26 protein-coding genes are annotated in these 24326 nt (G+C 35.7%); 2 read left to right on the top strand and 24 right to left on the bottom strand.

What is annotated here, in order from left to right; genetic code table 11:
* Positions 1 to 3: 3 nt before the first annotated feature.
* The 12 genes from EKQ63_RS10020 to EKQ63_RS09965 all read right to left on the bottom strand — a co-directional run bounded on the left by EKQ63_RS10020 (position 4) and on the right by EKQ63_RS09965 (position 9909).
* Positions 4 to 777 (bottom strand): flagellar basal-body rod protein FlgG, encoded by a 774-nt coding sequence (locus EKQ63_RS10020; RefSeq protein ID WP_087953059.1) that lies wholly within the window; start codon positions 775 to 777, stop codon positions 4 to 6.
* Positions 778 to 819: 42 nt separating this feature from the next.
* Entirely contained in the window at positions 820 to 2130 is a 1311-nt protein-coding gene (gene flhF / locus EKQ63_RS10015; protein WP_087994367.1) for a flagellar biosynthesis GTPase FlhF, read from the bottom strand.
* A 14-nt stretch (positions 2131 to 2144) separates the two neighbouring features.
* Positions 2145 to 4211 (bottom strand): flagellar biosynthesis protein FlhA, encoded by a 2067-nt coding sequence (gene flhA / locus EKQ63_RS10010; RefSeq protein WP_087953061.1) that lies wholly within the window; start codon positions 4209 to 4211, stop codon positions 2145 to 2147.
* Between the two features lie 23 nt (positions 4212 to 4234).
* Positions 4235 to 5281: a flagellar type III secretion system protein FlhB gene (gene flhB / locus EKQ63_RS10005; protein ID WP_001030104.1), complete on the bottom strand. Its 1047-nt coding sequence runs from the start codon at positions 5279 to 5281 to the stop codon at positions 4235 to 4237.
* Between the two features lie 10 nt (positions 5282 to 5291).
* Entirely contained in the window at positions 5292 to 6053 is a 762-nt protein-coding gene (locus tag EKQ63_RS10000) for a flagellar biosynthetic protein FliR (protein ID WP_001055694.1), read from the bottom strand.
* 15 nt (positions 6054 to 6068) lie between these two features.
* Positions 6069 to 6344: a flagellar biosynthetic protein FliQ gene (locus EKQ63_RS09995; RefSeq protein WP_001098085.1), complete on the bottom strand. Its 276-nt coding sequence runs from the start codon at positions 6342 to 6344 to the stop codon at positions 6069 to 6071.
* Positions 6345 to 6377: 33 nt separating this feature from the next.
* Positions 6378 to 7136, bottom strand: a complete 759-nt coding sequence (locus EKQ63_RS09990) for a flagellar type III secretion system pore protein FliP (protein WP_001220582.1) — start codon at positions 7134 to 7136, stop codon at positions 6378 to 6380.
* Positions 7133 to 7453, bottom strand: coding sequence for a hypothetical protein (locus EKQ63_RS09985; protein WP_000121176.1), 321 nt, complete (start codon positions 7451 to 7453; stop codon positions 7133 to 7135). Before EKQ63_RS09985 ends, EKQ63_RS09990 begins: the two co-directional genes overlap by 4 nt.
* A 12-nt stretch (positions 7454 to 7465) precedes the next feature.
* On the bottom strand, positions 7466 to 7825 hold the full coding sequence (gene fliN / locus EKQ63_RS09980; protein ID WP_000680012.1) for a flagellar motor switch protein FliN: 360 nt from the start codon (positions 7823 to 7825) through the stop codon (positions 7466 to 7468).
* A 10-nt stretch (positions 7826 to 7835) separates the two neighbouring features.
* Complete coding sequence (gene fliM, locus EKQ63_RS09975) at positions 7836 to 8822, bottom strand: flagellar motor switch protein FliM (protein ID WP_000012366.1); 987 nt, start codon at positions 8820 to 8822, stop codon at positions 7836 to 7838.
* Between the two features lie 14 nt (positions 8823 to 8836).
* The gene (locus EKQ63_RS09970; RefSeq protein WP_000775712.1) at positions 8837 to 9061 is read right to left on the bottom strand and encodes a flagellar motor switch protein FliN; all 225 of its coding nucleotides are present in this window, start codon (positions 9059 to 9061) and stop codon (positions 8837 to 8839) included.
* A 62-nt stretch (positions 9062 to 9123) separates the two neighbouring features.
* The gene (locus tag EKQ63_RS09965) at positions 9124 to 9909 is read right to left on the bottom strand and encodes a lytic transglycosylase domain-containing protein (protein ID WP_143880994.1); all 786 of its coding nucleotides are present in this window, start codon (positions 9907 to 9909) and stop codon (positions 9124 to 9126) included.
* Between the two features lie 257 nt (positions 9910 to 10166).
* Between EKQ63_RS09965 and EKQ63_RS09960 the strand changes: the two genes are divergently transcribed.
* The gene (locus tag EKQ63_RS09960; RefSeq protein ID WP_001222348.1) at positions 10167 to 11270 is read left to right on the top strand and encodes a flagellin N-terminal helical domain-containing protein; all 1104 of its coding nucleotides are present in this window, start codon (positions 10167 to 10169) and stop codon (positions 11268 to 11270) included.
* A 240-nt stretch (positions 11271 to 11510) separates the two neighbouring features.
* The gene (locus EKQ63_RS09955) at positions 11511 to 12311 is read left to right on the top strand and encodes a flagellin N-terminal helical domain-containing protein (protein ID WP_087994369.1); all 801 of its coding nucleotides are present in this window, start codon (positions 11511 to 11513) and stop codon (positions 12309 to 12311) included.
* A gap of 96 nt (positions 12312 to 12407) precedes the next feature.
* On the opposite strand, the gene EKQ63_RS09950 is transcribed toward EKQ63_RS09955, so the two are convergent.
* From EKQ63_RS09950 to EKQ63_RS09895, 12 genes are all read right to left on the bottom strand, one after another.
* Positions 12408 to 13355, bottom strand: coding sequence for a DNA-binding domain-containing protein (locus tag EKQ63_RS09950; protein WP_140168462.1), 948 nt, complete (start codon positions 13353 to 13355; stop codon positions 12408 to 12410).
* A 647-nt stretch (positions 13356 to 14002) separates the two neighbouring features.
* The gene (locus EKQ63_RS09945; RefSeq protein ID WP_000075958.1) at positions 14003 to 14911 is read right to left on the bottom strand and encodes a chemotaxis protein; all 909 of its coding nucleotides are present in this window, start codon (positions 14909 to 14911) and stop codon (positions 14003 to 14005) included.
* A 124-nt stretch (positions 14912 to 15035) separates the two neighbouring features.
* Positions 15036 to 15521, bottom strand: a complete 486-nt coding sequence (locus EKQ63_RS09940) for a LysR family transcriptional regulator (protein ID WP_087994371.1) — start codon at positions 15519 to 15521, stop codon at positions 15036 to 15038.
* Between the two features lie 270 nt (positions 15522 to 15791).
* Positions 15792 to 16130, bottom strand: a complete 339-nt coding sequence (locus EKQ63_RS09935; RefSeq protein WP_087994372.1) for a DUF3964 family protein — start codon at positions 16128 to 16130, stop codon at positions 15792 to 15794.
* A gap of 49 nt (positions 16131 to 16179) precedes the next feature.
* Positions 16180 to 17493: a flagellar hook protein FlgE gene (gene flgE / locus EKQ63_RS09930; protein WP_074540169.1), complete on the bottom strand. Its 1314-nt coding sequence runs from the start codon at positions 17491 to 17493 to the stop codon at positions 16180 to 16182.
* A gap of 21 nt (positions 17494 to 17514) precedes the next feature.
* Positions 17515 to 18087 (bottom strand): flagellar hook assembly protein FlgD, encoded by a 573-nt coding sequence (locus EKQ63_RS09925; protein WP_001143478.1) that lies wholly within the window; start codon positions 18085 to 18087, stop codon positions 17515 to 17517.
* 3 nt (positions 18088 to 18090) lie between these two features.
* Complete coding sequence (locus tag EKQ63_RS09920; RefSeq protein ID WP_143881761.1) at positions 18091 to 19206, bottom strand: flagellar hook-length control protein FliK; 1116 nt, start codon at positions 19204 to 19206, stop codon at positions 18091 to 18093.
* 10 nt (positions 19207 to 19216) lie between these two features.
* Positions 19217 to 19627: a cytoplasmic protein gene (locus EKQ63_RS09915; RefSeq protein ID WP_143880993.1), complete on the bottom strand. Its 411-nt coding sequence runs from the start codon at positions 19625 to 19627 to the stop codon at positions 19217 to 19219.
* A 116-nt stretch (positions 19628 to 19743) separates the two neighbouring features.
* Positions 19744 to 21048: a flagellar protein export ATPase FliI gene (gene fliI / locus EKQ63_RS09910; RefSeq protein ID WP_143880992.1), complete on the bottom strand. Its 1305-nt coding sequence runs from the start codon at positions 21046 to 21048 to the stop codon at positions 19744 to 19746.
* Positions 21045 to 21731, bottom strand: coding sequence for a FliH/SctL family protein (locus EKQ63_RS09905; protein ID WP_143880991.1), 687 nt, complete (start codon positions 21729 to 21731; stop codon positions 21045 to 21047). The genes fliI and EKQ63_RS09905 overlap by 4 nt, the downstream gene beginning before the upstream one ends.
* On the bottom strand, positions 21718 to 22722 hold the full coding sequence (locus EKQ63_RS09900; protein ID WP_087951930.1) for a flagellar motor switch protein FliG: 1005 nt from the start codon (positions 22720 to 22722) through the stop codon (positions 21718 to 21720). Before EKQ63_RS09900 ends, EKQ63_RS09905 begins: the two co-directional genes overlap by 14 nt.
* A 13-nt stretch (positions 22723 to 22735) precedes the next feature.
* Positions 22736 to 24310 carry a flagellar M-ring protein FliF C-terminal domain-containing protein gene (locus tag EKQ63_RS09895; RefSeq protein WP_087994375.1) on the bottom strand — a complete coding sequence of 525 codons (1575 nt, stop codon included), beginning with the start codon at positions 24308 to 24310 and terminating at the stop codon, positions 22736 to 22738.
* Between the last annotated feature and the right edge of the window lie 16 nt (positions 24311 to 24326).

The following is a 24326-nucleotide window of genomic DNA, read 5'->3' as shown; positions in this document are numbered from 1 at the left end:
CCCTTATCTCAATATTTCATTCGCTTCTTTTTCATAAATTTTATCAAATGAAGTCATAACACGTTGTGACGCTGAAATCATTTTTTGATCTGTCATAAGATCAGCCATCTCTTTCGTCATATCTACATTTGAATTTTCTAGCATATAATTTTTTACTGTCCCTACTCCATTCGGTAAATCAGCAATGTTCCCTTCTGCTAGAGTAAAGCTTTTGTTCTCTCTTTGTATTAGACGATTATTCGCTTCTGCACCTACTGTTTTTGTTTGCAAGCGAGCAATATTGTTTTGCGTCACTGCATCATATAACGTACCGTCTGCTTGTACAGCTACTTTTGCTCCTTCTGGAATACGAATACGTTCATTATTCTCTCCCATTACGAAAGCGCCTGAAGTTGTTTGTAAATAACGATCACTATTTAATGTAAAACTACCGTCTCTCGTTAAAAACGTTTCATTATTTTTAGATGTAACGAAAAACGAAGCTGTGCCAGCAGTTCCGTCATCTAAAAGGAAATCTGTAGCACTATTTGTCATTTGTATATTTCCTTGTACTAAGTTCACATGCGTTGCGGCTGGTACTACAGCGTAATCGACTGAACCGATATTTGTTACAGCTCCGTCACCGCGGCGATATGTGTCTTGTACATCAAATACTTTAGAAGTCATATTTTCTGCTTTAAATCCTGTCGTTTGGGCATTTGCAACGTTATTCGAATGAACATTAATGCGCTGCATGTAATTCATCATGCCCATAGAACCTATATAAAGACCGTTCATACTCGATTGAATAAGACAATTGCCTTATTCTTCACCTCTTTTCTATGATGTTTGTAACATTTGTTTCGCTAAATGTTCCGCTGTAGCGATATGTATGTTTTTCTTTACGTCTTGTCCGTCTGTCATTAATACAATGGGAGCTGATGATACCGCTGGAATTTTCAACAATTCACCACTACTTGCTGTTTCATCAAATTTCGTAAATACGATACCATCAATATGAATATCTTTAAAGTTCGTAATGATTTCGATCATATCTTTACTTTTCATCGAAGCTGATAACGTTAAACAAATATAATCCGGCTCTACTTGTCCCATCGTTTCAATCATTTCTTCCACTGTTTCTGACGCACGATAATTTTTTCCAGCTGTATCAATTAAAATATAATCGACGCGCGCTTCTTCTTTAAAGTACGTAAGTGCTCTTGTCATTGCAGCTTCATCACGCACAGCGATTACTTCAAATCCAATTGTCTTTACGTAATCTTGCAGTTGCTGAACTGTCCCAATGCGAGAATGGTCGGTCGTAATGAAACCAACCGTTTTTTTCTTACCGTGAAACTGCCACGCCATTTTCGCAAGTGTCGTCGTTTTTCCAACACCAGTTGGACCGATTAATGCAATTGTTTGTACTTCTTTTTCAAATACATTTTCCGTATTGAAATGAGAGCTCATATCTTCCAATATATATTCGATTACTTCTTCTTCTGTAATCATCGTTGCATTCTCAAACTTCACTTTTAACTTTTCAGCATATGCATGAATGAAATATTGTTCTACATCGTTTTGCTCTAGCATGCGAATTACTTTTTGAATAATAAATGGTACAGATTCTTGCTTTTCTTTTTTTGCAACTACTTCTTCTTTTTTGACAGGAACGACTTTTTTCACAGCTTTTTGCTTTTTCGTTACTTTCGTTTCTTCTGTCTGTTTCACAACGACGATACCTTTTTCAAACAGCTTTAATAGTTTCTCTTTCTTTCTTGCCCATTCTTCACTATTTCCTGTTTGCATCGCCGCGTACGACATAGGAGTCGTCACGTTTTCTAAATTGTGCAGTACCGATTGAATTCCGTTCGCCTTCACAATTTGTTCTGAAGGCTCATTTACAACATCCATTAATTGTTCATGAAATTGAGCTGTGCCTTCGTTCACTTCTTCCTGTTTATCCTCTGGAAAAGCAACTAACATTTCATAATTCTTTTTCCAAAAAAACGGGATATTTCGCTTTACACTTTCATCTACAACGTAATAATAGTCTGTACCATATTGGTCAAATAACTTTCGATACAATTCATTTTTCGAAGCTGCTTTTATTCGCATTAACGCTTCTTTCTTTTCTGTACTTTCCATTACTTCACCCCCTACTATTCAATATAGGCAATTTGATCTACAACAATTTCTGGTGCTAATTCGCTAATACAAAGTACTTGCGCTTCTACTTGATAACGCTCAAGAAGTCTTACAATCGCAAACCTGAAATCTTTTCTACGCGTTAATAATACTGGCTCTCTTCCCATTAACCTCGCTTGTTTCAATACGCGTTGTACTTGCTCAACGACTCGCGTTTCTAAATCTAAATCCCAGTTTAATAAATAACCTTGATAAGAATTGTTCACAACGTCTGCATCTAACTCAATTGAATCTGAGAAGAGCGCCGCATATATTTTCCCGTCAGGATTTTTCGCATTTTCACAAATCACTTTTGAAATACATTCACGGACGAATGACGTTACGCCGTCAACATGATTTTGATAAATTTCTTTTCCGTCAATAATACCTTCAATAATAGTTGGTAAATCACGAATAGAAATACCTTCTTTTAGCAATTGCTTAATAACATTTTGAACGAGTGATAAGTCGATTTCTTTCTTCTTAATCTCTTCTAATAAAACGCCGTTATCATTTTCAAGGGAGTTAATTAAGTCTTTTACATGTTGACGCTGAATTAACTCATGCAGATTACGTCTAACGACAACATCTAAATGCGTAATTAATATGCTAAGTGGCTCTAATACTTGATAGCCTTTCATTTGTGCATCTTGTACCATATGTTCTAAAATCCAATATCCATCCTCGCCGAAAATCGGATCTTTCGCTGGTTCTGCATCTAAATCGGCCATTACGTTCGGTGTTTTCAGTGCTAATAAGTAACCTGATTTTAAAACACCTTCAGCTGCCTTCGCACCTTTAATACGAATAATGTAACGTCCGCGTGGTCTAAAACTCGTATTATCTTTAAAGTTAATTCCAGGAACGTTAATACCAAGGTCGGTAATAATCGACTTCCTCATAAGAACAACTTTATCACGAGCTGTTTCCCCGTTAATTTTCTGCTTTACAAGTGCTGCTAAATCTAAGCCGAGTTCTACAATAATTGGATATTTATCTGTAAATACGCCAAATGAATCTTCCACTTGTTGCAGTTGCTCATCTTCGCCTTGAATCATTTCTATTTCTTTTTGAAGCTCGTCTTCTTTTTCTTTCTTAATTCGGTTTTTATTACGAATTCCTAAGAAGATAATTGTTCCACCAACGAGTGCGAATGGTAGAAATGGTAGCGGAGTAAAAATACCCATTGCGATAAATAAACCACCAAGCGCATAGACAACGACTTCATGCGCTAATAACTCTTTAAAGATACCTTCCGTTACTGTATCCGGTGAACCGTCAAATACACGCGTTACGATAATACCAGTTGAAATCGCAAGCATAAGCGATCCAATTTGGTTTACGATTCCGTCACCGACAGTTAACTGTGTATAGTGAAGAGCCGCATCTGCAAAAGTCATTCCTTGCTGCATCATTCCGACAATTAAGCCGAAAATAATGTTTACGAATAAAATGACGATCCCGAAAATAACGTCCCCTTTAATGAACTTCCCGGCACCATCCATCGCCCCGTAAAACTCTGTTTCCATATTTAATTTTTTTCGTTTTGCCTGTGCATCTTTTTCTGAAATAATACGCTGATTTAAATCCGCATCGATAGACATTTGTTTCCCTGGTAAAGAATCAAGTGTAAAACGAGCTGCTACTTCAGCTGTACGAGATGCACCGTTTGCAACGATAAACTGGAATATGATTAATACTGTAAAAATAACGATACCAATTAATAAGTTCCCGCCAATTACGAACTGGCCGAACTCTTCAATAACATGTCCGGCATTTCCGTCTGTCAAAATCGCTCGCGTCGTCGATACGTTAATCGATACGCGGAAAATCCCGATTAATAACAACATCGTCGGAAATGACTTTAATTCATCCCACTCGTTAATACTTGTCGCTCGCATATAAATAAGCACTGACATACTTAGTAGAAAAACGATAATGATATCAAGTATAAATGGTGGAAGTGGAATTAAGAGCGCCACTACGAATGACGCTGCTAAAAAGATAGAAAAATAGGTTCTTGCAGAATCTATCTTAAACAAAGAGATCTCCTCCAAACGCGCTATTATACTTCAAGTTCATTCGTTTGAATTAAATAGCGCATAACTTCAATTACAGCTACGTATAAATCTTCTGGAATCGTCTCATCTTCCTCGACTTGATAATATAAAGAACGAGCAAGCGGACGGTTTTCCACCATTGGTATTTCTTGTTCACGGGCAAGCGTTCGTATATATAATGCGAGCTCATCTTCCCCTTTTGCAACGACAATTGGTGCTGCATCAACGTGTTTATTGTACCTGAGTACGACCGAAATATGAGTCGGATTGTTTACAATAAACGTTGCGCCATCCATCTTCTTCGCAATTGTTCCTTGCAATATGGCGTGCATAAAGTTTTTTCGTTTCCCCTTTACTTGCGGGTCCCCTTCATTATCTTTATGCTCTTGTTTTACTTCCTCTTTTTTCATCTTAATATCTTGTTCGTACTCCCATTTTTGATAAATAAAATCAATAATAGAAAGAACGATTAATATAATTAAAATAGCTAAAAAGATAAATTTAATTTGCCTAATAATTTCAGTAAGTGACGCCGTCCAGTTAAATCCAATCATACTCACGATTTTCTCTAAATTCTTTTTAAAGAGAACGTAAGCGACATAACCAATTAACCCCATATAAAACAGTGATTTCAAAATATCTACTAAACTTTTACGACTAAACAATCTCGTAAAATAGTTTTTCGGGTTAATACGTGACGCTTTCGGCTTAATAACTTTAGAAGAAAATAAGAAACCGACTTGAATCATATAATTGAATAAATGAAAAGCGTATACGAGTATTAATATCGGAGCTGATACTTTTAGTAGTAAAATCCCCATCATATAAAAATACTCGGTCGAATCTGTATTTTTTCCAATTTGATCAAACAGCACCGATACGGAATTGGCAATCTCAAACCCTAGCCAATCTCCGAAAAAGTAAACGACAACTGCTAACACAAGTATGGAAAATAAATTATTTAAATCTTTACTCCGGGCAATATTCCCTTCTTCACGCGATTTCTTACGCTTCTGCGGGGTGGCCTTTTCTGTTTTATTATCCTTTGCCATATGCGTCCCCCTACTTCGTTAAGAAAAAGTTAAATAGTTTCGTATATTCCTCAAGCAATACATCCGTCATATTTTTAAACACATAACCGAGCATCGGTACACTCATCGCAATAAACAAAATACCACATGTAATTTTAATAACATACGCATTCATAAAAACGTTTAATTGCGGAGCGTTTTTTGCGATTAAAATTAAAACAAAGTTAATGATGAATAAACTTCCCATAAGCGGAAGAGCAATTTCAACCGCTGATGTGATCGCAAATAATAACGTTGCGAGTAGACTATCTAAAAAACTAGTCGTCAGCAATTTTGAAATCGCCTCTGTATATTGAAACGACTTTAAAATCGTGGCAACGAAATAATTAATGCCGCCAAGTGAAATAAAAATAATGAGAAAAAATATATCAAAAATGGTTGATAGTAAAGTAGACTGTGAACCTGCGTTTACATCAAACAAACTTGCTTGTGATAAACCGATATCAAAGTCTAAAATATGCCCAGCCATTTTCGGAATGTTCCACAGCATTTCTACAATTTTTGAAAGTGATAATCCAATTACAATTTGCGTACCAGCATAAGCTGCAACGTCCCAAGTTGTTTTTATGTGAGAGACATCAACTTGATCGGCAACAGTAATGGAAAGAGCAAGTCCAAATGTAACCTTCGCCATCGCTGGAATGGATCGACCTGAGAAAAACGGTAAAAAATATAAAAATGAAGTAATGCGGCAAAACGCAAAAAACGTCGCCGCCCATAATTCCATATTCATTTCAGTTCCCCTATCTTAGTACGAACGCAATAGCGATGGAATTTTATCAAATAAATCTAAAATAAGCGTCGTTAACTCTTGAAACATCCACGGACCTAAAATGATAATAACGAGTACAATACTCGCCATTTTCGGTAAAAACGTTAGCGTTTGCTCTTGAATTTGCATCATCGCCATAATAACAGCGATGATAATAACGACAATCATACTAACGCCGGCAACCGGCATTAAAATCATAACCCCTTTATAAAAAAAGGTTTGAAAAATATCTATAATTGGTGACGTATTCATTTATATGACTCCTATCACATAGCATCAAACGCTTCAGGCGACTGTTTTAAACATAATGTCGACGATTTTTGTATATCCACCTAAATATACGAAAACGAGTATTTTAAACGGTAAACTTAAAATCATCGGCGGTACCATCATCATCCCGAGGTACATTAAAAGTGTACTAATAATCAAATCTATAAATACAAACGCTAAATAAATGAACATCCCTGTTAACAATCCCTTTTGAATTTGCGTTAACGTAAAGGATGGTACGAGCGTAAATAATGAAAGATCCTTTAAATCTTTCGGCAACTCTTCTCCGCGCACTTTCAGCATCATTTTTAAATCATGCTTATACGTATGCTTTGACATATACTCTTTCATAATCGGCGCTGTCGTTTCCGCAGCTTGACTTACTGTTATCTTCTCTTTTGTCATCGGATCCCACACATCGCTCTTTAGCTGCCCAAGAACAGGCTGCATCGTAAAGAGTGATAAAAATAAGGCAAGTCCAACAAGTACTTGGTTCGGTGGTAAATTCATTACCCCAAGTCCTTGACGTGTAATCCCAAGAACGATCATAAAATAAGTAAAATGTGTAAATAATAGAACGATAGATGAAGATAATGATAAAAGGGTAACGAGCGCAAATAACTGTACACTTGAATTACTCGTAAACTCTTTTCCATTTTCGAAATTAATAAAACCGTTCGGGGCCGCATACGCTGGATTTACAAAAATAATTGAAAAAACGATAGAAAATACGAAAATAACGGCTAATAATGATAACTGTTTCTTTATTCTCATGATGGATCCTCTACTTTTTTCGTTTCACTCTTCACCGCGTCTTCTAGCGCTTGTTGAAACTGATTTCCTGTTCCTGTTAATTGCACAGATTGTACACCGTTATTACTAATAACAGTGAACACTTGCTTGCCATCCACTTCAAATAAAAAGGCACTCGTTTGATGATTTAAATACACGCCGTCTTTTACTTGAATATGGCCATTTTCACCTTGTTTAAAAAACTGCTGCTTGCGCGTCTTTTTCGTCATATAATATGCACCGTAGCCGAGCGCACCAAACAGTAAAACGACTTGAAATAAGGTCGTCATATACGACATATGACTCCTCCTCTACTCTTTATCTTGCATTTGACTTTGCGCTTTCATAAGCGCAGCTTGCTTCTTGTCAGCTTCAATTTCAGAAATGATAATACCGAACTTCTCGTCCATTACGATCGCTTCACCGATGCCAACTTTCATATTACTTAAATACACATCTACTTTATGTCCTAAGTTTTTCTCTACTTCAAGAACATCGCCAACTTTTAATTGCTTCACGTCACCGAGCGTAATAGATGCCTTTCCAAGCTTTACACCAAGTTCAATCGAAATATCTGAAACAGTATCAATATGTGCTTTACTTGCTTCATTTCGCTTTCCTGCAAAATCTTCTAATCCCATTAATGACACAGGAGATACTTCATGCTTCATATGGATCCTCCTACTCTACAAAACTTTTAAATAAGAGCGCCTTACGCGTTCCATCTTTTCCAATAAAACAATTAAATTTATGCTTTCCATCTACATAACCAAGTAATTCATCCGAAACTTTCGTATGCAGCGGAATTATATCGCCTTCTTCAATTTGTTCAATCTCACCCATCGTCATCTTCTGCTCACCAATCGCAACGTGAACTGGTTTATACACTTGATTTACTTTCACTTCCACTTCAGACGTATACTTCTTACGTTTATCTGAAGAATGTTCCACAATATTTTCAGATGTTAACTTATCCATAATTTCTTCAACAGATAAGAACGGAATTCCGATGCGCACCGTCGTATTCCAAAAATCCGTTTTCATATTTACATTCAATAATGAAATAATATCGCTTGCTGTCGTAATCTTTAATGCATTCGGGTCTGTCTCCGTCGTTACAAATTTTGGTTCAATCGCAACAACGCTTTCAAATGATTGCTCTAAATTTTTACAAAGGAGCATAAAAATATTATCCAGTGTTAAAAACTCAAATGCGGTAAGTGGTCTGCGCATCGTAAAGTTACGCTTACTATCTCCGCCAAGCCAACATTCATGAATATAAATAACGAATGCTAAATCAATCTCAATAACAATTTCCCCAAGCTCTGGAAGGCCAAGATCAATAACGCAATATAAATAGTAATCTTTCGGCATTTTCTCCACATACTCACTCGTAAATGGAACTTGCTCAACCGTAGAAGGCTCTAACTCAATCGGAATACGCATACGCGCTGACAACGTCTGTGACGTCTGTTTACCAAATGTAGAAGCAATTGCTTGCAAACTACGTAAATGCTCAACACCGAACTTCTCCGGTCTATTAAAATCATACTCTTGAAATTTCTCTTGCTTTCCTGCTTCTTGTGCGAAAGCTGGCATTTCCTCGCCTTCATTTACCGCCTTCAGCAGGGCATCAATTTGCTCTTGGCTTAATTTTTCGCCACTCATGACAATCCCCTTCCCTACCTTTTCAATTCAACGATTTCAACGTACATCTTCCCGTTTTTCGTCAAAATCTTTCCGGTTCCAATCTCTTCATTCTCAAGCATAAGACGCACCGTATTTTTCGTTGAATTTTCAAGACGATACAATGTACCTTTCGTAATATGAAGCAAATCTTCAATTTTCTTTTTCGTATTTCCGATTTCAAAATAAATTGTTAACGGAATATCATCTTGTAATTTCAAATCTAGCCAACTCCCATATCATGTTCACGAAAATTTCATGTTCTCTCTATATATGAAACTTCTTATTTTGAAACGTCGATATTTAATATTTTTTTAATATATCCTTGCGTTTCTTTAAATGGTGGTACGCCCCCGTACTTTCTCACATTACCAGGACCTGCATTATAAGATGCAAGCGCTAGTACGAGATCGCCGTTATTTTTCTTCAAATAACCGCTTAACTCTTTCACGCCGCCCTCAATACTTTCAGCCGGTGAAAATGGATTTTTTATACCCATCTCTTTCACATTCGCTGGCATAAGCTGCATAAGCCCCATCGCTCCTGCATGTGACACCGTTTTCGGATTAAAATCAGATTCTACTTCAATCATTTTTTGAATTAACGTTTTCGGAATTCCGTATGTATGACTTACACGATCTATAATATCCTCATACTTTCCTTCATTAGAAGAACGTATTTTTTGAATATTATACTTCTTCGTTAATCCCCACGTATCAGCAGCCTCATTTTTCGTTTCTGGGAAACGTCGTTCAAACTCTTTTTGTGCGACTTGCACTTCATCTACGCTCTTCGTTTCAGCCTTTTCTTCAGGCTTACTCGCTTCCTCTACTTTATTAATAGATTGTTCCGGTTTATTTACGACCGTTTCTATTTTCGTAGATTGTACCGGCTGACTCATATCCTCTACCTTTGCCAGCTGCGTAGTACCCTTCGTCTCCTTCGCAGGTTCACTCTGCAACTTCTCTTGAAAACGACTACTAACGAATGCTTGTGGACTACTTAGCTTTTGCTGAATTTGTCCTTTCTTATATGCAAGCACTTCTTTTACTATATTTCCAACTAACATAATATCACCTTTTCGGTAAACAAAGATAATCTAATATTAGAGTTTTTTTTTAAAGTTTGCAATAATCCTTTTAATAATATTGTAATAAAAAAATGAATATATTGTTAAACTGTTATTTTTTTATATTTATTAATTCGAATTTTTAGTTGACACCCGCTATGACAGGGATTACAATAAATCTCGAAATTGATTTTTTCGCATATTACCGTTTTTCAATTTGCAGAAAAGTCAATATAAAAAAATGGGGGTTCTTAATCATGAGAATTAATACAAACATTAATAGCATGCGTACGCAAGAGTACATGCGCCAAAACCAAGCAAAAATGAGCAACGCTATGGACCGTTTATCAAGTGGTAAACGTATCAACAACGCTTCTGACGATGCAGCAGGTCTTGCAATCGCAACTCGTATGCGTGCACGTGAAAGCGGATTAGGAGTTGCAGCTAACAACACACAAGACGGTATGTCATTAATCCGTACAGCTGACTCAGCTTTAAACTCTGTATCTAACATCTTACTTCGTATGCGTGACATCGCTAACCAATCTGCGAACGGTACGAACACAGCTGACAACCAACAAGCTCTACAAAAAGAATTTGGTCAATTAAAAGAACAAATTTCTTACATTGCAGACAATACAGAATTTAATGATAAAACTTTATTAAAGGCTGACAATAGCGTTAAGATACAAACTTTAGATTCTGCTGACACTAACAAACAAATTTCTATTGATTTAAAAGGTGTTACTCTTAATCAGTTAGGTCTTGACACTGTAAATATCGGTTCTGAAACACTATCAGCTGAAAGCTTAAATGTAGCAAAAGCTACAATGGCTCGACTTGTAAAGGCAGATCAGAATGCTGATCCATCTACTTTTGCACTTGATGTTAACACTGCAAAAGAATCTTTTGATAAAATTAAAGGCTTTATCACTAATAAAACTAACGTTCAAAATGTAGAAAATGCATTTAATGATTACACAGTAGCTGATCCAGCTGATAAAGCTGATAAAGCTGACGCTATTCAAGCTGCATTTAACACAGCAATTACTGGTCTTACAGCTGGTACACCAAACACATCAAATCCATCTTCAGCAGTGGATGCAATTGATGCGGCTCTAAAAACAGTTGCTTCTAACCGTGCAACTCTAGGTGCTACATTAAACCGTCTTGACTTTAACGTAAACAACCTAAAGAGCCAATCTGCTAGCATGGCTTCAGCTGCTTCTCAAATCGAAGACGCTGACATGGCGAAAGAAATGTCTGAAATGACTAAGTTCAAAATCTTGAACGAAGCTGGTATCAGCATGCTTTCTCAAGCAAACCAAACTCCACAAATGGTTTCTAAATTATTACAATAAGCCATTTGAGTTAGTTTCATGAATAAACCTCTCTGCTTGCGGAGAGGTTTATTTTTTGTAAAACCTTCCTTTTTTTGATGGGAGAGAGCATCCGCGTGGCGTAGAAGCGGTCAGTGCCTATCTTTATCCCCTCTCATGTTAAAACACAACTAGAAGATAAGCATAAGTCTCTTTTTCTGTTCATAGCTGTTTATTAGATTAAGAGATACCGACTATATCAATCTATAAGGAGTGTCTATTATGGGTATTGGTACGAATGTTTTGAGTATGAATGCTAGGCAATCGCTATATGAGAATGAAAAACGTATGAATGTTGCTATGGAGCATTTGGCGACTGGTAAGAAGTTGAATCATGCTTCTGATAATCCAGCTAATGTTGCAATTGTGACTCGTATGCATGCACGAGCAAGTGGTATGCGTGTGGCGATTCGTAATAATGAGGATGCGATATCGATGCTTCGGACAGCGGAAGCTGCTCTTCAAACTGTGGCGAATATTTTACAGCGCATGCGTGATTTAGCTGTTCAATCTGCAAATGGTACAAATTCAAATAAAAACCGTGATTCACTAAATAAAGAGTTTCAATCTTTAACAGAACAAATTTGCTATATTGGCGAGACGACTGAGTTTAATGATTTATCCGTATTTGACGGACAAAACCGACCTGTTACGTTAGATGATATTGGTCATACGGTAAATGTAACGAAACATATCTCCCCTTCCCCTACACAACATGACATCAACATTTCAACAGAACAAGAAGCAAGAGCGGCGATTCGTAAAATTGAAGAAGCTTTACAAAATGTATCACTTCACCGCGCTGACCTCGGGGCTATGATCAACCGTTTACAGTTTAATATTGAAAATTTAAATAGCCAAAGTATGGCCCTAACAGATGCTGCATCCCGAATTGAAGATGCGGATATGGCGCAGGAAATGAGCGATTTTTTAAAGTTTAAATTGTTAACTGAAGTTGCACTTAGTATGGTTTCACAAGCAAATCAAATACCGCAAATGGTTTCCAAGTTACTACAATCTTAAAAAAATCATCTTCCTTCTTTGAAACGATTCCATACAAAACAAAAGGGAAATACATATAAACTATGTATCTCCCTTTTATTTTGTACCCAAATTTTATTACTGCGTTACAGTCATAACCTGTCCACTGCGATCAACCATAATTTTCATTTTACCGTCTTGTGCGTTATATAACCCTAATTTATGCAAATCTTGTTTACATTCTTTTACAAAGAAAGGCAATGTGCGAATTTGATCGATATCAGAACTCGTAATGAAATGAATTAAATGATGCGTCATTTCTTTTATATCATGAACAAGCTCTTCCTTTTCTCGCTTGATCCTTTCATTTTCAGCTCGTAATACATGTAATTCGCCTTCGAGACCACGAGCATTCTTTTCATCTTTTGAACGCTCTGCAGCCATACTAGAAAGCTTATAGATTCCTTCCATAAACTGATGTAGCTCGTGCTCTTTTCTTTCACTACACTGACTAATCGTTTCAAAATTATCAACAATGCCAGATATAACTGTTACAAGATTTTTTTCGTTCTCTGTATTTGGAACTTCATTTCTTAATTCTTGTTTGTTTTCTTTTTTTATTTCAACAATTGGTTCTTTGACAGGTGTATATTTTCGCTTTCGTCCTGGTTTTTGTTTTTCAATATTTTCAAACGGTATTTCACATTTTTTTAATTTGTAATACGTATTTTGTAATTGACTTTCTGTTTTCGGAAAAAGATTTAGTTCTTTTTTACTAACGTATTTTGAAATATTAATAATGTTTAAACCGTGACGTTGGGAAAATTGATACACTTCATACAGTAACTCTAGCTCAGTCTTCAGCCATGTAATCGCTGATTTTTCATATGCTCGCATCCCACCATGTTTTTCTATATCTATTTGAAATAATACTATTCTATTATATAAATCAACTAGTTCTTCATATTTTACTTGGAATTGTTTTTCTATTTTTTTAAATTCCGCTTCTAGTTGCATATCGTTCATTTTATTATTTGACATGTTTTGTAAAAGACTTAATACATTGATTGCTGTGTGGTGATACATAATCTGTGTCACTCCCCCTCATCCTTTCACAATTCTCATCTGACTCCCATGTCTTCTCAGAAAATAGCAATTTTTTCATATCCATATTATAACATTTCGAAATTATCTGTCAAATATTAAACATATAAAAATGTATAGAAAGTATAGAAATAGAAAAATTATTTTTAATTAATATGTATAATTACATATTAATTATATTATATGGTATTTCGGATATATTTTCACCGAAAAAGTTTGCGTTACTCCGCAACCTTACTAGCATATTCGAAAAATACGCTCTCTTATATTTTCAAATAAACAAGCCCGCTATTTATTCATTAAACGAATTGAAAATCTCGAAGTAGAGACTATTCATACAGCCACAAACACTCCAGAAACGTTTAATCTTTCTACCTGTACAGTAAAGTATAGAATGCAAAAAAGGAACTAGCCAGTACTACTTACACGTGGCTAGTTCCCTCCTCCCTACTAAAAAAATAGAGTTATATATCATTCTTCAAACCCTCAATTAAAGGCTCTTTTCTTCTACTAACCTAAAACCACTCCATATATCTGGTCTCACATCGCATAGGGCTCTATTAGGCACTGACCGCTCTACGCATGGTTAGAGCTTCTATTCCAGCTAAAAAAGCTTTTCAAAACGTTTTTTACAGCACTAACTTATCAACTAAACCAATTAACTCTTGAATATCTGGCTTACTTACTTGAGCATTTGCTCCTACAGCTTCGCCTTTATGGAATAATTCATTTGTAATTAATGAAGAGAAAATAATGACCGGTAAACGATTCATTACTTCACTATCTTTAACCACTTTCGTTAAATGGTGTCCGTCCATTTTCGGCATTTCAATATCCGTAATTAGCAAGTGAATATGTTCAAACATTTTTTCCCCTTGTTCTTTCGCTAATTTTTCAATTTGTGCTAACGCTTCTGCACCATTGCTGAAGAAGTTCATTTTCGTATATCCAGCTGATGATAATGTTTCTTCTAATATTTGGCGAAGCATTGCTGAATCTTCTGCAATATAAATCACTTTTTCAGCTCGATCTGTTTTCTGTTCTAACCCTGCAAGTGATTTATTGTCATAACCAGTACCACTAATTTCGCATACAATTTTCTCATAATCTAATAGCAAAATGATTTGCCCATCTAGCTTTACAATACCAGATGTCGTTTCTTCTAGTCCCATAGACAATGAAGCTGGTTCATCAATTTGTTCCCAAGAAATACGTTGAATACGATGCACTTCATCAACACGGAAAATAACTTTCATTTGATTTAATTCAGAGATAATAAATTTCGTTTGATCAAGTGGCTTTGTCGATTTTAAATTAAGAGCTGTCGCTAAGTTAATAACAGGTAAAATTTCACCACGTACTTGTACAACACCTTCAACTGCATGATGAGATTCTGGCACAGTTGTAACAGGGAATGGATTAATGATTTCACGTACTTTCATTACGTTAATACTGAATAGGTTTTCACCAACAGTATATGTAACAATCTCTAATTCATTTGTTCCGCTTTCTAATAAAATACTTTGTGCTTGTGACATAAAGGTGTCGCTCCCCTTCCATTAATTCCGTATATCTAATTATTAAGCTTTATAAAAGAGAAAAAGTCAACTATCTATATAAAAAATATAGATAGTTGGACGATTCATTTATTTAAAAAGACAATTAATCTTGTATAAACGAAGCAAGTGCTTCTAATAACACTTCTTGTGCTCCTACAATTTCTGTCGGCATTGCTTCCCACTTTTTCGAAAGCTCCGTTTCTACTCTTATTCTTAGCTCCGAATCCATTTCTTCTAGCACATATTCTTTCGTCGCTATATCAACATCAAGTAGCGCAAGTGCATATAATTCTGGATCATTTATTTTTTTAAATAATTGTTTCAATATAGCTGGTGCTATATGTTTTAATTTTTCAATATGAATTTCCTTATCCGAAAATAGTAACTCATATTGAATAAACGTAACATTTTCTTTAATCACTTTAAAATAGCAATTATTTTTTTTATCATTTACAAAATAACCGTTCGGATCAGCAATAATACTCTCTACTTGACGAATTAAATTCGGCAAACTACTCGCCGCCATAACAGTCCGCTGCTCAACCTCACTTGGCGAAATGAATGTAACGCGATACTTATTCTGCGCCATCCTCCTCACCTCTCCTTTTATAGAAATCTATCGTCACATACTATCGAAAAGCACCGGTCTGCCATAAAACGATTAACCATCCCAGTAACCTTCCATAGATCCATTTTTGCAACTACACTTCGCTTACATCTTCTTCAACTACCCTAGTAACTCTCCATACCTCTGTCCTTACACACCAGTCGAGGTCCTATTAGGCACTAATCGCTCCAAAACAACGCTGGGTCCTCTCTTCAACCCTAAAAAGAGCTTTTAAGGTCTTTTTAGATCTTTTTAAGAGCTTTTCAATAACTCAATGTTATTGAACCAAAATGCAATCTGCTGATCCGTTATCCCTGATAGTGTAATAAAAAACTCACGGCACTTCATCTCGTCCTTAAACAGTTGATACTTCCATTCTCCTTCACTACCAACACTTACGAAATAAAACTCATGAATACGGCCAATGATTGATTGCCTTTCGCCAAATGAATATGGAGGTACTTGCTTAATTTCAAATTGATCAGGTAAATATATATGCTCTTCTCGTTCCATTTTTAACACTTGCTCGGCAAGTTCACGTTTATTTTCGAAAAAAGGCAATTGTAAAATTCGTTCTTGTCTTGTCGTCATACGAAAAAAAAACCCTTTCTACTACATTACAATTTTACTTTATGATATATTATCGAATTAAGTTTACAACTTCATTTAATACTTCATCTGAAACTTTAATTACTTTCGCATTTCCTTGGAATCCACGTTGATAAAGCATTAAATCAACAAATTCTACAGATAAATCTACGTTTGAACTTTCTTTTGCTGACCCTCGTACATTCCCTGCACCATTCTCACCAGCAACACCTACTCCTGGAATACCCGCTGATGGTGTCGCAACGTAATTTCCATTCCCTGTTTTCATTAATCCACCTGAATTCGGGAATGTAGCTACAGCTAGTTGTCCTACAACTTTCATACTACCATCTGAATATTTCATCATAACGAAACCACCGTCAGAAATAGAATAGTCATTTGCAATTGCAGCTGGGCGCCCCGTTACTTCTGTGGTAGAAATAGTTTTCCCTGTCGGATAATTTGTTAATCCGCTTAAATCAAGTGTTAGACCACTACCAAAAGGAATTTGAACAGATCCACCTTTAGTAATTTCACCAGTTACTGGATCTTTTTGTACAGCCTCATCTGTCTCCTTTAAATTTCCTAATGTATCAAATTTAAGATTTTTTTCGCCCGTCATGCCTTCGACAGGCTTAAATTCTTTTTCGTTTTTAGAATCATTCCTTACAGAAACTGTATATGTATATTCGCCTGGCACTGGCTTTTCAACTTCTTTACCATCTACATTCTCTTTTGTAGTCTTTTGCTTAATATTTACACGTAACGTTAACGAGTTTCCTTCCGCATCAAAAACTGTGAATTCGTGAGATAATGCATTTTGGTTTCTAGGAAGGTTTCCACCTATTGTCGCTTTATCTGTTTGAATCCCACCAACAGCTGATCCCATCGGAATATGAATTGGGCTTGGTCGTGAAGAAAAATCTATTTCTTGTGTTCCTGTTTTCACACCATAACCTAGCACATACTGTCCACCTGTAGTTGTAACATAGTTATCTTTCGATACACCGAAAGACCCTTTTCTCGTATACTCTACATTTCCAGCATTACGATCACCAACTAAAAACAAACCGTTTCCTTCTATCGCTGTCTCCATCTTATCACTAGTTAAAGTAATAGAACCATCACTAAAATCTGTAGATGTCCCACTGAACTTTACACCGTTACCAATACTCTTTGGATTCGTACCAGCATAAGCACCATCACCACGTGAACCAACCGTATTATTATATAGCAAATCATCAAAAATAGCCTTTTGCTTTTTATATCCAACTGTTTGTGCATTTGCAATATTATTTGAAGTAACACTTAATGCATTTTGTGCTGCATTCATCCCTGTAATACTTGTATATAACGCTTTAATCATAACCTTTGTACACTCCTTTTATTAATCTGGCTTAACCTCTTCATTTTTTTCTATATCATCTTTCTTCTCATCTTCCGGATTAGTTTCTGTTATCGGTTTATCAGAAACCCTTTCTATGAAACGAAGTGAGACAACTTGATTATCAACAATAAGTTGCACATCGTTATTTTCAGCAAGTCGAACTGTTTCTACTTGACCAGTCACTTGCTTTCCATTATTGCTTACACCTCTAACGTACTTTCCTAAAAACTTCATCCCTCCATCAAGAGCTGTCGAATACATCGTTGATTGCAATTTATCTACTGCTTTCGTCATATTCTGTACTTGCTCCATAAGCGATAGCTGTGCTGTTTGGTTCATCATTTGGTTCATATCCATCGCATTAAACGGGTCTTGATGTTGAAAGCTTGCTAAGAAAAGTTTCAGGAAATCATCTTTATCCATAATACCGGGTGTTTTTTGAGTATTTGCTGATACTCCGTTTGCTTGTTGAGCTGTCGACTGTGCACCAGTAACAGATGCATTTTTTGTTTGTGCTCCTGCTTGTAACGGAATATGATTTGTACTCGTTGTATTTAATCCAACTGTTGGCACACTTTATTCCTCCAATAATCCCGCAAATTCTTTTGCATGTTGTTTTTCATGTTTCGGACTTGCTAATTTTTGTTTTTGTCTTTGCTCTTGTTCTCGCTGTTCTTTTCGATTTTCATCTTTATCTGAATAGCTAATTTGAATATTGATTTCTTTTTCTTTTAACTTCAGTCTCAATTCATCAAAAATGATTTCAACCCGTTTTTTCGCATCGTGTTTTTCCATTTCTACGTGAACATCAATTTGATCTCCATGCTTTTTCATAAACACTGTTAATGTACCGAGTTTTTCTGGATTTAACTGAAATAAAACACGTTCTTGTTTCACTACAAATTTTTGCAGTGCTTCTACTTGTGCTTCCATTTTCTTTCCTAAATCAGGCAATGAAACTTTCTCAGCGCCACTATTAGATTTCCCTATTGAATCGGTACTCGTTGCTTTATTTAATAACTCCGCACCCGCAGAACTTGAATCGTTGAATACATCACCTTCTGGCAACTCTATCTTTACATCATCGCTCTCAGCTTTCGGAAGATCTACATCTAATTCTTTGGACTCTTCTTGTTTCTTTGCAATATTACAAGTTTCTGTTTCTACTACTTTCAATACTTGCATCGTTTGCTCTGGCATCGTCACTTTATCTAATACCGTTTGCATTGTATCTTCTAAACATATAGCATTTTTGATATTCATATTTGAAAGGAGCTCTTGTAATTGTTGTAATTCAGCTGCAGGTAATTCGTTAAGTTTTATATTTCCATATTCTTTATACAGCTCTTGTATTTTTTGTATGTATTGATATAACAATTCTGGCTGCACACGTAATTGCTCAATTGCAACCATTTGCTCAGATACAGCTAATAACAACTGTTCTGTCTCTTTTTTTTCTTCTTTCTTTACAATTGGCTCTTCTTTCGTTACTGATTGTTTAGAAAGAATATATTCTTTTTTTTCTTCTTTTGGTGCTTCTTCTTGTTTCATTTTCTCCGTTTTCGGCTGCTTTTTATTTTCCATTCTCATCGTACGATTGAATGAAGAATCTTCACTTTTTGATTGTACTTCTAGCCCTTTTTCTTTTTGCGGAGGTAAACTTTGTTGCACCGGTAATACAGACTGTATCACTATATTCACCTCATCCATTCATACACATTTTCAAATCAAGAAGCATTTTTTCTTCCTGCTTTTCTCGTAATTTCGCAAGCTTTTTACAATCTTCTTGATACATCTCATCAATGACACGTTCTTTTTCTTTTACTTGTTCTAAAAGGCTTTTATTTTTTCGAATAAAATCTTCCGTTTTTTTAATTTTCCGATTCCATTCTTCTATTCTTTCAGGTGAAAACGTATGTGAGGAAAGCATACCAGCCATTATACGCTGCCCAGTTTGTACGACTTTACTACGCGATTTTACTACATATAAATCATATTCTTTTTTTTGTTCTATTTTTCTTTTTTCAGCTGTTAATTCATACACTTCTTTCAAAATCTGTTCTTTTTCTTGATTTATTTGCAATTTTATCGTGTCGTACTGCTGCTTATCCACCTGTTTTAATAGCCCCTTCCTATTATAACGCTCTCTTTTTCTATTATATAGTTTTTTTCCAAAAAAATCTGTGAAATATTAAAAAACAAAAAAATAAGACCTCTTGAGCAGAGGTCTTATACTATATGGTGCATCGCTTCAACAATATCATCAAATCGGAAACGATCAGATCGACCTTGTTTTAAAAACGTATTTATACCTTCTACTTTGTTTTTACATTCAAAAATATAAGCATTTTCTGCATTTTCTTGTATGGTTCCTAATTTAAAATACAATTCATTTTCTTTATAAATAGATAAGATTTTTCTCATTTCATTTGCAAGTTGCCAATGAGTTTGCGAAACGATTTCTTCCATAATCCTACTCACTGAGTCTAGCACTGAAATAGCAGGGTAATGACTGAGTGTTGCAAGTTCACGCTTTAATACAATATGCCCATCTAAAATACCACGCGCTAAATCTGGTACAGGTCCGTTTAAATCATCCCCATCGACGAGTACGGTATATATACCTGTTATAGATCCCTTTTGTGTTTTCCCAGAGCGCTCTAATAGCTTCTTCATATAACTTTCCATTAAGAGTGTTTTACCACCGATTGGCAACTCTTTAACGGCAATATCAACACTTCTACGCGCGTCAGCAAAACGAGTAACAGAGTCCATCATAAGTAGTACGTTATTGCCTTGGTCTCGGAAATATTCAGCAATAGATGTTGCAAGCTTCGCTGCACGAAGTTGCATTAGGTGACTTTCATCTGACGTCGCTACAACAACGACGCTTTTTCGCATTCCTTCTTCACCTAATTCTTTTCGAATAAAGTCTTTTACTTCTCGGCCACGTTCTCCTACTAAACTAATAACATTAATATCAGCTTTTGCGTTTTTCGCAATCATTCCGAGTAAAGTAGATTTACCAACACCAGAACCTGCAAAAATACCAATCTTTTGACCGATACCAATTGTTAGCATAGAATCAATAGATTTAATTCCCGTTTCAAATACATCGGTAATTTCTTCACGTTCAAATGCATGAATAGGCGGGGCATCTAGTTTTATTTTTTGCAATGGAATATTTTCAACGTTCTCATTTAACACTTCACCATTTGCACTTAATACTTTTCCGAGTAAGTGATTACCACAAGGTACAACAACATCTTCTGAAACTAGTGTAACTGAATCTCCATAACATACTTTTTCTGTCTGTTCAAATGGAAGTAACATATTGTTCTCTTTTTCAATCGCAATCACTTCACATAAAACATTATGTTCTCCAACGAAACAAACATCTCCAATTTTCGCCTTTGGCCCTTTTGCTACGAAAAACTGCTCTTGTACACTATGAACTTTACCGACTTTCGTATAAAACGGCGTTTCAATAAACGTATTCCATTTTTGGTTTTCATTCATTAATAGTCGATTCATACATTTTGCTCCTCAAATAATTTCTCTTCTTCCCATTTCTGGCGAAGTTTCGCAAATATAGGTGCAAATTTAAATTCAAAGAACTCTTTCTCTTCTTCTAGAACAAATTCACCGAACTGTAAGGAGAAATCATATTTCCATTCTACTAATTGTAGTAACCAATATTCTTTCGTATTTTCCTTCTCTTCTTGGATGCGTTCAAATGTTTCTGGATGTACGGTAATGACCAATTTTTCAAACGAAGTCGGCAACGTTTGAACGATGCCAGTTAAAATGGGTAACACATCAAGTAAGCGCGAATCTACTGCTTGATTCACAATTTTTTCTGCTAGTTGAAAAGATTGATCCCATAATAATTCCGTCCATTCGTACGCTGTTTCTTGTTGTTCTTTTTGAAACTGTATACGTGCGAATTCTATCTCTTTCATCTGTTGTTGTACATGTATTTGAAATTGTTCTTGATCATGTAATAACTGTTGACGCTCTCGTTCTAACATTTGTTGTTCTTGCCTTAGTTGATTCAGTTCAGTATGTAATGATTGTTGCTGTGCAAGAAGCTCTTCATGGTCCACCTGTATTTCTTCTTCTACTTGAACTGGTATTGGTTTTGGAAATTGTAATTCATACGTTTCTTCAGAAAAAGAAACAGAATTCTTCGGAATTCTGTTTTTAAATAAGGACATCATCTTCACCTCTTTGAACGATAATTCTTCCTTCCTTCTCTAGCTTTTTCACTGTGCCTGTAATCGTTTGCTGTGCCTTTTCAGCATCCGTCATCTTAAGCGGTCCTAAGCCGTCTAATTCTTCTAGAATCATCTCTTTACGGTTTGAAGACATACATGTAAATAATTTCTCTTTAATTTCTTCTTTTGCAATTTTAAGTGCTTTCGCAATAACACCATTATCTGTAATTTCCTCTAACACACGACGAAGTGCAAGATCTTCAAGTCCGAGTAAGTCTTCAAATACAAACATGTTTTCTTTAATTTTCTCAGATAACTCATAATCCATTTCATCCAACTTTTGAAAGACTGTTTTTTCAACACCTCGTGAAACGTTATTTAAAATGTTTACTATTGTTTTCAAGCCATCTGTTTTATTAATTGCATTAAATGCCATATTATTTAATTTTGATTTTAATAAATCCCCAATTTGATTTATTAATTCACCATCTACTTGCTCTAGCTTCGCAATCCCCATTACCGTTTCTACTCGCTTATGATCTGGTAATCTCTCAATTAATTGAGAAGCAAGCTGCGGTTTAATATAAGAAGCGATAATCGCAATCGTTTGTGGCGATTCATCATTAAGTACAGTAAGAAGTGGTTCTAAATCTGTAAGTGAATTTAAGAATTCAAACGGATTATCTTTGTTATACCAAAGATCTTCTAATAATTTTTCTAGTTCGTCTTCTGGCATATTTTTAAATATGCGACGAATATATTCTTTATCTGGAGTCACTAGGTTTAATTCTTTTACATTTAATTCATACAAGAACTCCCCTAGTACATTTTCTAACGTTTCCGGTTGATATACACGAAACTTCGCGATTTCACGAAGTAATACTTCTTTTTCCTCAGCCGTCATATATTCAATGACTTTTGCTGCCACCCCTTCTTCTAATGTACGAATAAGGATGGCAGCTTTTTCTTTGGAGGAGATTTCATCTAACATCGTTGTTCCTCCCTTACTGTCCATTTAACCATTTTTTAATTACTTTTGCAGTACCTTCTACATGTTCTTTCGTAGCATCCTGTACTTGTTCATCTAACGTTGGTTCTTTCGGTTCTTCTGGTTCAGGTTTTGGTTCTGGTACTATTTTTTCTTCAGGAATTTCCATAATACTTTCATTACTTGCAGCAATTTCCTCTTCTGCTAAGTATTCTTCATATTCCTCTTCTTCTTTCTTTCTCTTACGTCTTGCTAAGAAGAACCATACTAGACCACCAATCGCTAATAAACCAGCTGGAATTCCACCGAATAACCACCAGTTTATGCCGCTTTCTTCTGGTTCTTTCTTCTTCTCTTCTTTCGGCTGATCAAACTGAACAGTTACAACGTTAACTTGACCGTTTGTAAAGTTTCCATTCGGATCAGCTTGAAGCCCAGCAGCTGTGCCGATTGCTTCTTTGAAAGTAGTCATATCTATTTTTCGTTTTACTAACGTATCGTTGTCTACCCATACTACAACATTTGTTTTCGTTAATTCTGGGTGTTTCTTAATTGTTTCAACTGTTTTATCTATTTCATAGTTTTCAATTTTGTTACCATTTTTATTATCATAGACGATTTTACCATTTTGATTATTGTTCGTACCGTAGTTTGGTACTTCGCCGTTCGCTGTAATACCAGCGCCTTGTTTCGTCTCTGCTCCTTCTTGTGCAGTAGAGCTCTCTTCTTGCTCTTGTTTACTACGAAGTACACCTTTATCACCATATTTTTCTGACTGGCGTGTAACTTCATCATAGTTTACAGATACTTTCGTATTCACTTTATATTCATTCGGTTTAAACATCGTCATTAATGTTGCATCAATATCTTGCTTTAATTTACCTTCAATTTGTTGTTGCATCTCTACTTCTTTTTCATAAGAAGAAGAACTAGTAGAATGCGCTTCATCTGCTCCTTTTGAGATGACACCCTTTTTACTATCAATCACACTTACTTCTTCTGCTTTCACGCCAGGAACTGCTGCACTAATCATTTGCTGTATACCCGCAACTTGATCAGCAGTTAATAATTGGCCACGCTTCACACCAACCGTAATCGCAGCTGTTCCTTTTGCTTTTTCCTCATCAAAAATTGTCTCTTTTTCAGGTAATGTAATTTGAACATTCGCCGTTTCAACTGTCGCAAAGTTTCTTACAATATCTTGCTCCAATTGCTTTTTCGTACCGACAATTTGCTTCATTTTTTTATCTTGCTCACTTGAACCGAGCGAGCTTTCTAATAAAATTTCCTCACCGCTTTTAGAATTAAACGGTAAGCCCATCCCATTCATTTCTTTTCGAACCCATGGAGCATCATTTTTTTGCACACGAATCGATCCATCGGCCGCTAACTGATAATCGACACCTAACTTTGATAATTCTGCTGTAATCTCTTGCTTATCTGTATCATTTAAATTTTGATATACAACAACATATTTATCTGGCAAGGTGAAGTATAAAAGTGCTCCTGTTACAATCGCTAAAAGCGCAGCACCGATTACTAACTTATGCCACGTTTTTAACGATTGGATAACATTTTTCATCTTTTCCATTTAAACACACCCGTCC

It is taken from the genome of Bacillus sp. BD59S, from assembly GCF_007363175.1.
In the GTDB taxonomy this organism is placed as follows: Bacteria; Bacillota; Bacilli; order Bacillales; family Bacillaceae_G; genus Bacillus_A; species Bacillus_A pacificus.
The sequence above is the reverse complement of the archived record's forward strand: the minus strand, read 5'-3'. Positions and strand labels throughout refer to the sequence as shown.

Coding starts and splice junctions, on each gene's coding strand:
- EKQ63_RS10020 (WP_087953059.1), bottom strand. CDS start 777: ATGAACGGTCTTTATATAGGTTCTATGGGCATGATGAATTACATGCAG.
- flhF (WP_087994367.1), bottom strand. CDS start 2,130: ATGGAAAGTACAGAAAAGAAAGAAGCGTTAATGCGAATAAAAGCAGCT.
- flhB (WP_001030104.1), bottom strand. CDS start 5,281: ATGGCAAAGGATAATAAAACAGAAAAGGCCACCCCGCAGAAGCGTAAG.
- EKQ63_RS10000 (WP_001055694.1), bottom strand. CDS start 6,053: ATGAATATGGAATTATGGGCGGCGACGTTTTTTGCGTTTTGCCGCATT.
- EKQ63_RS09995 (WP_001098085.1), bottom strand. CDS start 6,344: ATGAATACGTCACCAATTATAGATATTTTTCAAACCTTTTTTTATAAA.
- EKQ63_RS09990 (WP_001220582.1), bottom strand. CDS start 7,136: ATGAGAATAAAGAAACAGTTATCATTATTAGCCGTTATTTTCGTATTT.
- EKQ63_RS09985 (WP_000121176.1), bottom strand. CDS start 7,453: ATGTCGTATATGACGACCTTATTTCAAGTCGTTTTACTGTTTGGTGCG.
- fliN (WP_000680012.1), bottom strand. CDS start 7,825: ATGAAGCATGAAGTATCTCCTGTGTCATTAATGGGATTAGAAGATTTT.
- fliM (WP_000012366.1), bottom strand. CDS start 8,822: ATGAGTGGCGAAAAATTAAGCCAAGAGCAAATTGATGCCCTGCTGAAG.
- EKQ63_RS09965 (WP_143880994.1), bottom strand. CDS start 9,909: ATGTTAGTTGGAAATATAGTAAAAGAAGTGCTTGCATATAAGAAAGGA.
- EKQ63_RS09960 (WP_001222348.1), top strand. CDS start 10,167: ATGAGAATTAATACAAACATTAATAGCATGCGTACGCAAGAGTACATG.
- EKQ63_RS09955 (WP_087994369.1), top strand. CDS start 11,511: ATGGGTATTGGTACGAATGTTTTGAGTATGAATGCTAGGCAATCGCTA.
- EKQ63_RS09950 (WP_140168462.1), bottom strand. CDS start 13,355: ATGTATCACCACACAGCAATCAATGTATTAAGTCTTTTACAAAACATG.
- EKQ63_RS09945 (WP_000075958.1), bottom strand. CDS start 14,911: ATGTCACAAGCACAAAGTATTTTATTAGAAAGCGGAACAAATGAATTA.
- EKQ63_RS09940 (WP_087994371.1), bottom strand. CDS start 15,521: ATGGCGCAGAATAAGTATCGCGTTACATTCATTTCGCCAAGTGAGGTT.
- EKQ63_RS09935 (WP_087994372.1), bottom strand. CDS start 16,130: ATGACGACAAGACAAGAACGAATTTTACAATTGCCTTTTTTCGAAAAT.
- flgE (WP_074540169.1), bottom strand. CDS start 17,493: ATGATTAAAGCGTTATATACAAGTATTACAGGGATGAATGCAGCACAA.
- fliI (WP_143880992.1), bottom strand. CDS start 21,048: ATGAATCGACTATTAATGAATGAAAACCAAAAATGGAATACGTTTATT.
- EKQ63_RS09905 (WP_143880991.1), bottom strand. CDS start 21,731: ATGTCCTTATTTAAAAACAGAATTCCGAAGAATTCTGTTTCTTTTTCT.
- EKQ63_RS09900 (WP_087951930.1), bottom strand. CDS start 22,722: ATGTTAGATGAAATCTCCTCCAAAGAAAAAGCTGCCATCCTTATTCGT.
- EKQ63_RS09895 (WP_087994375.1), bottom strand. CDS start 24,310: ATGGAAAAGATGAAAAATGTTATCCAATCGTTAAAAACGTGGCATAAG.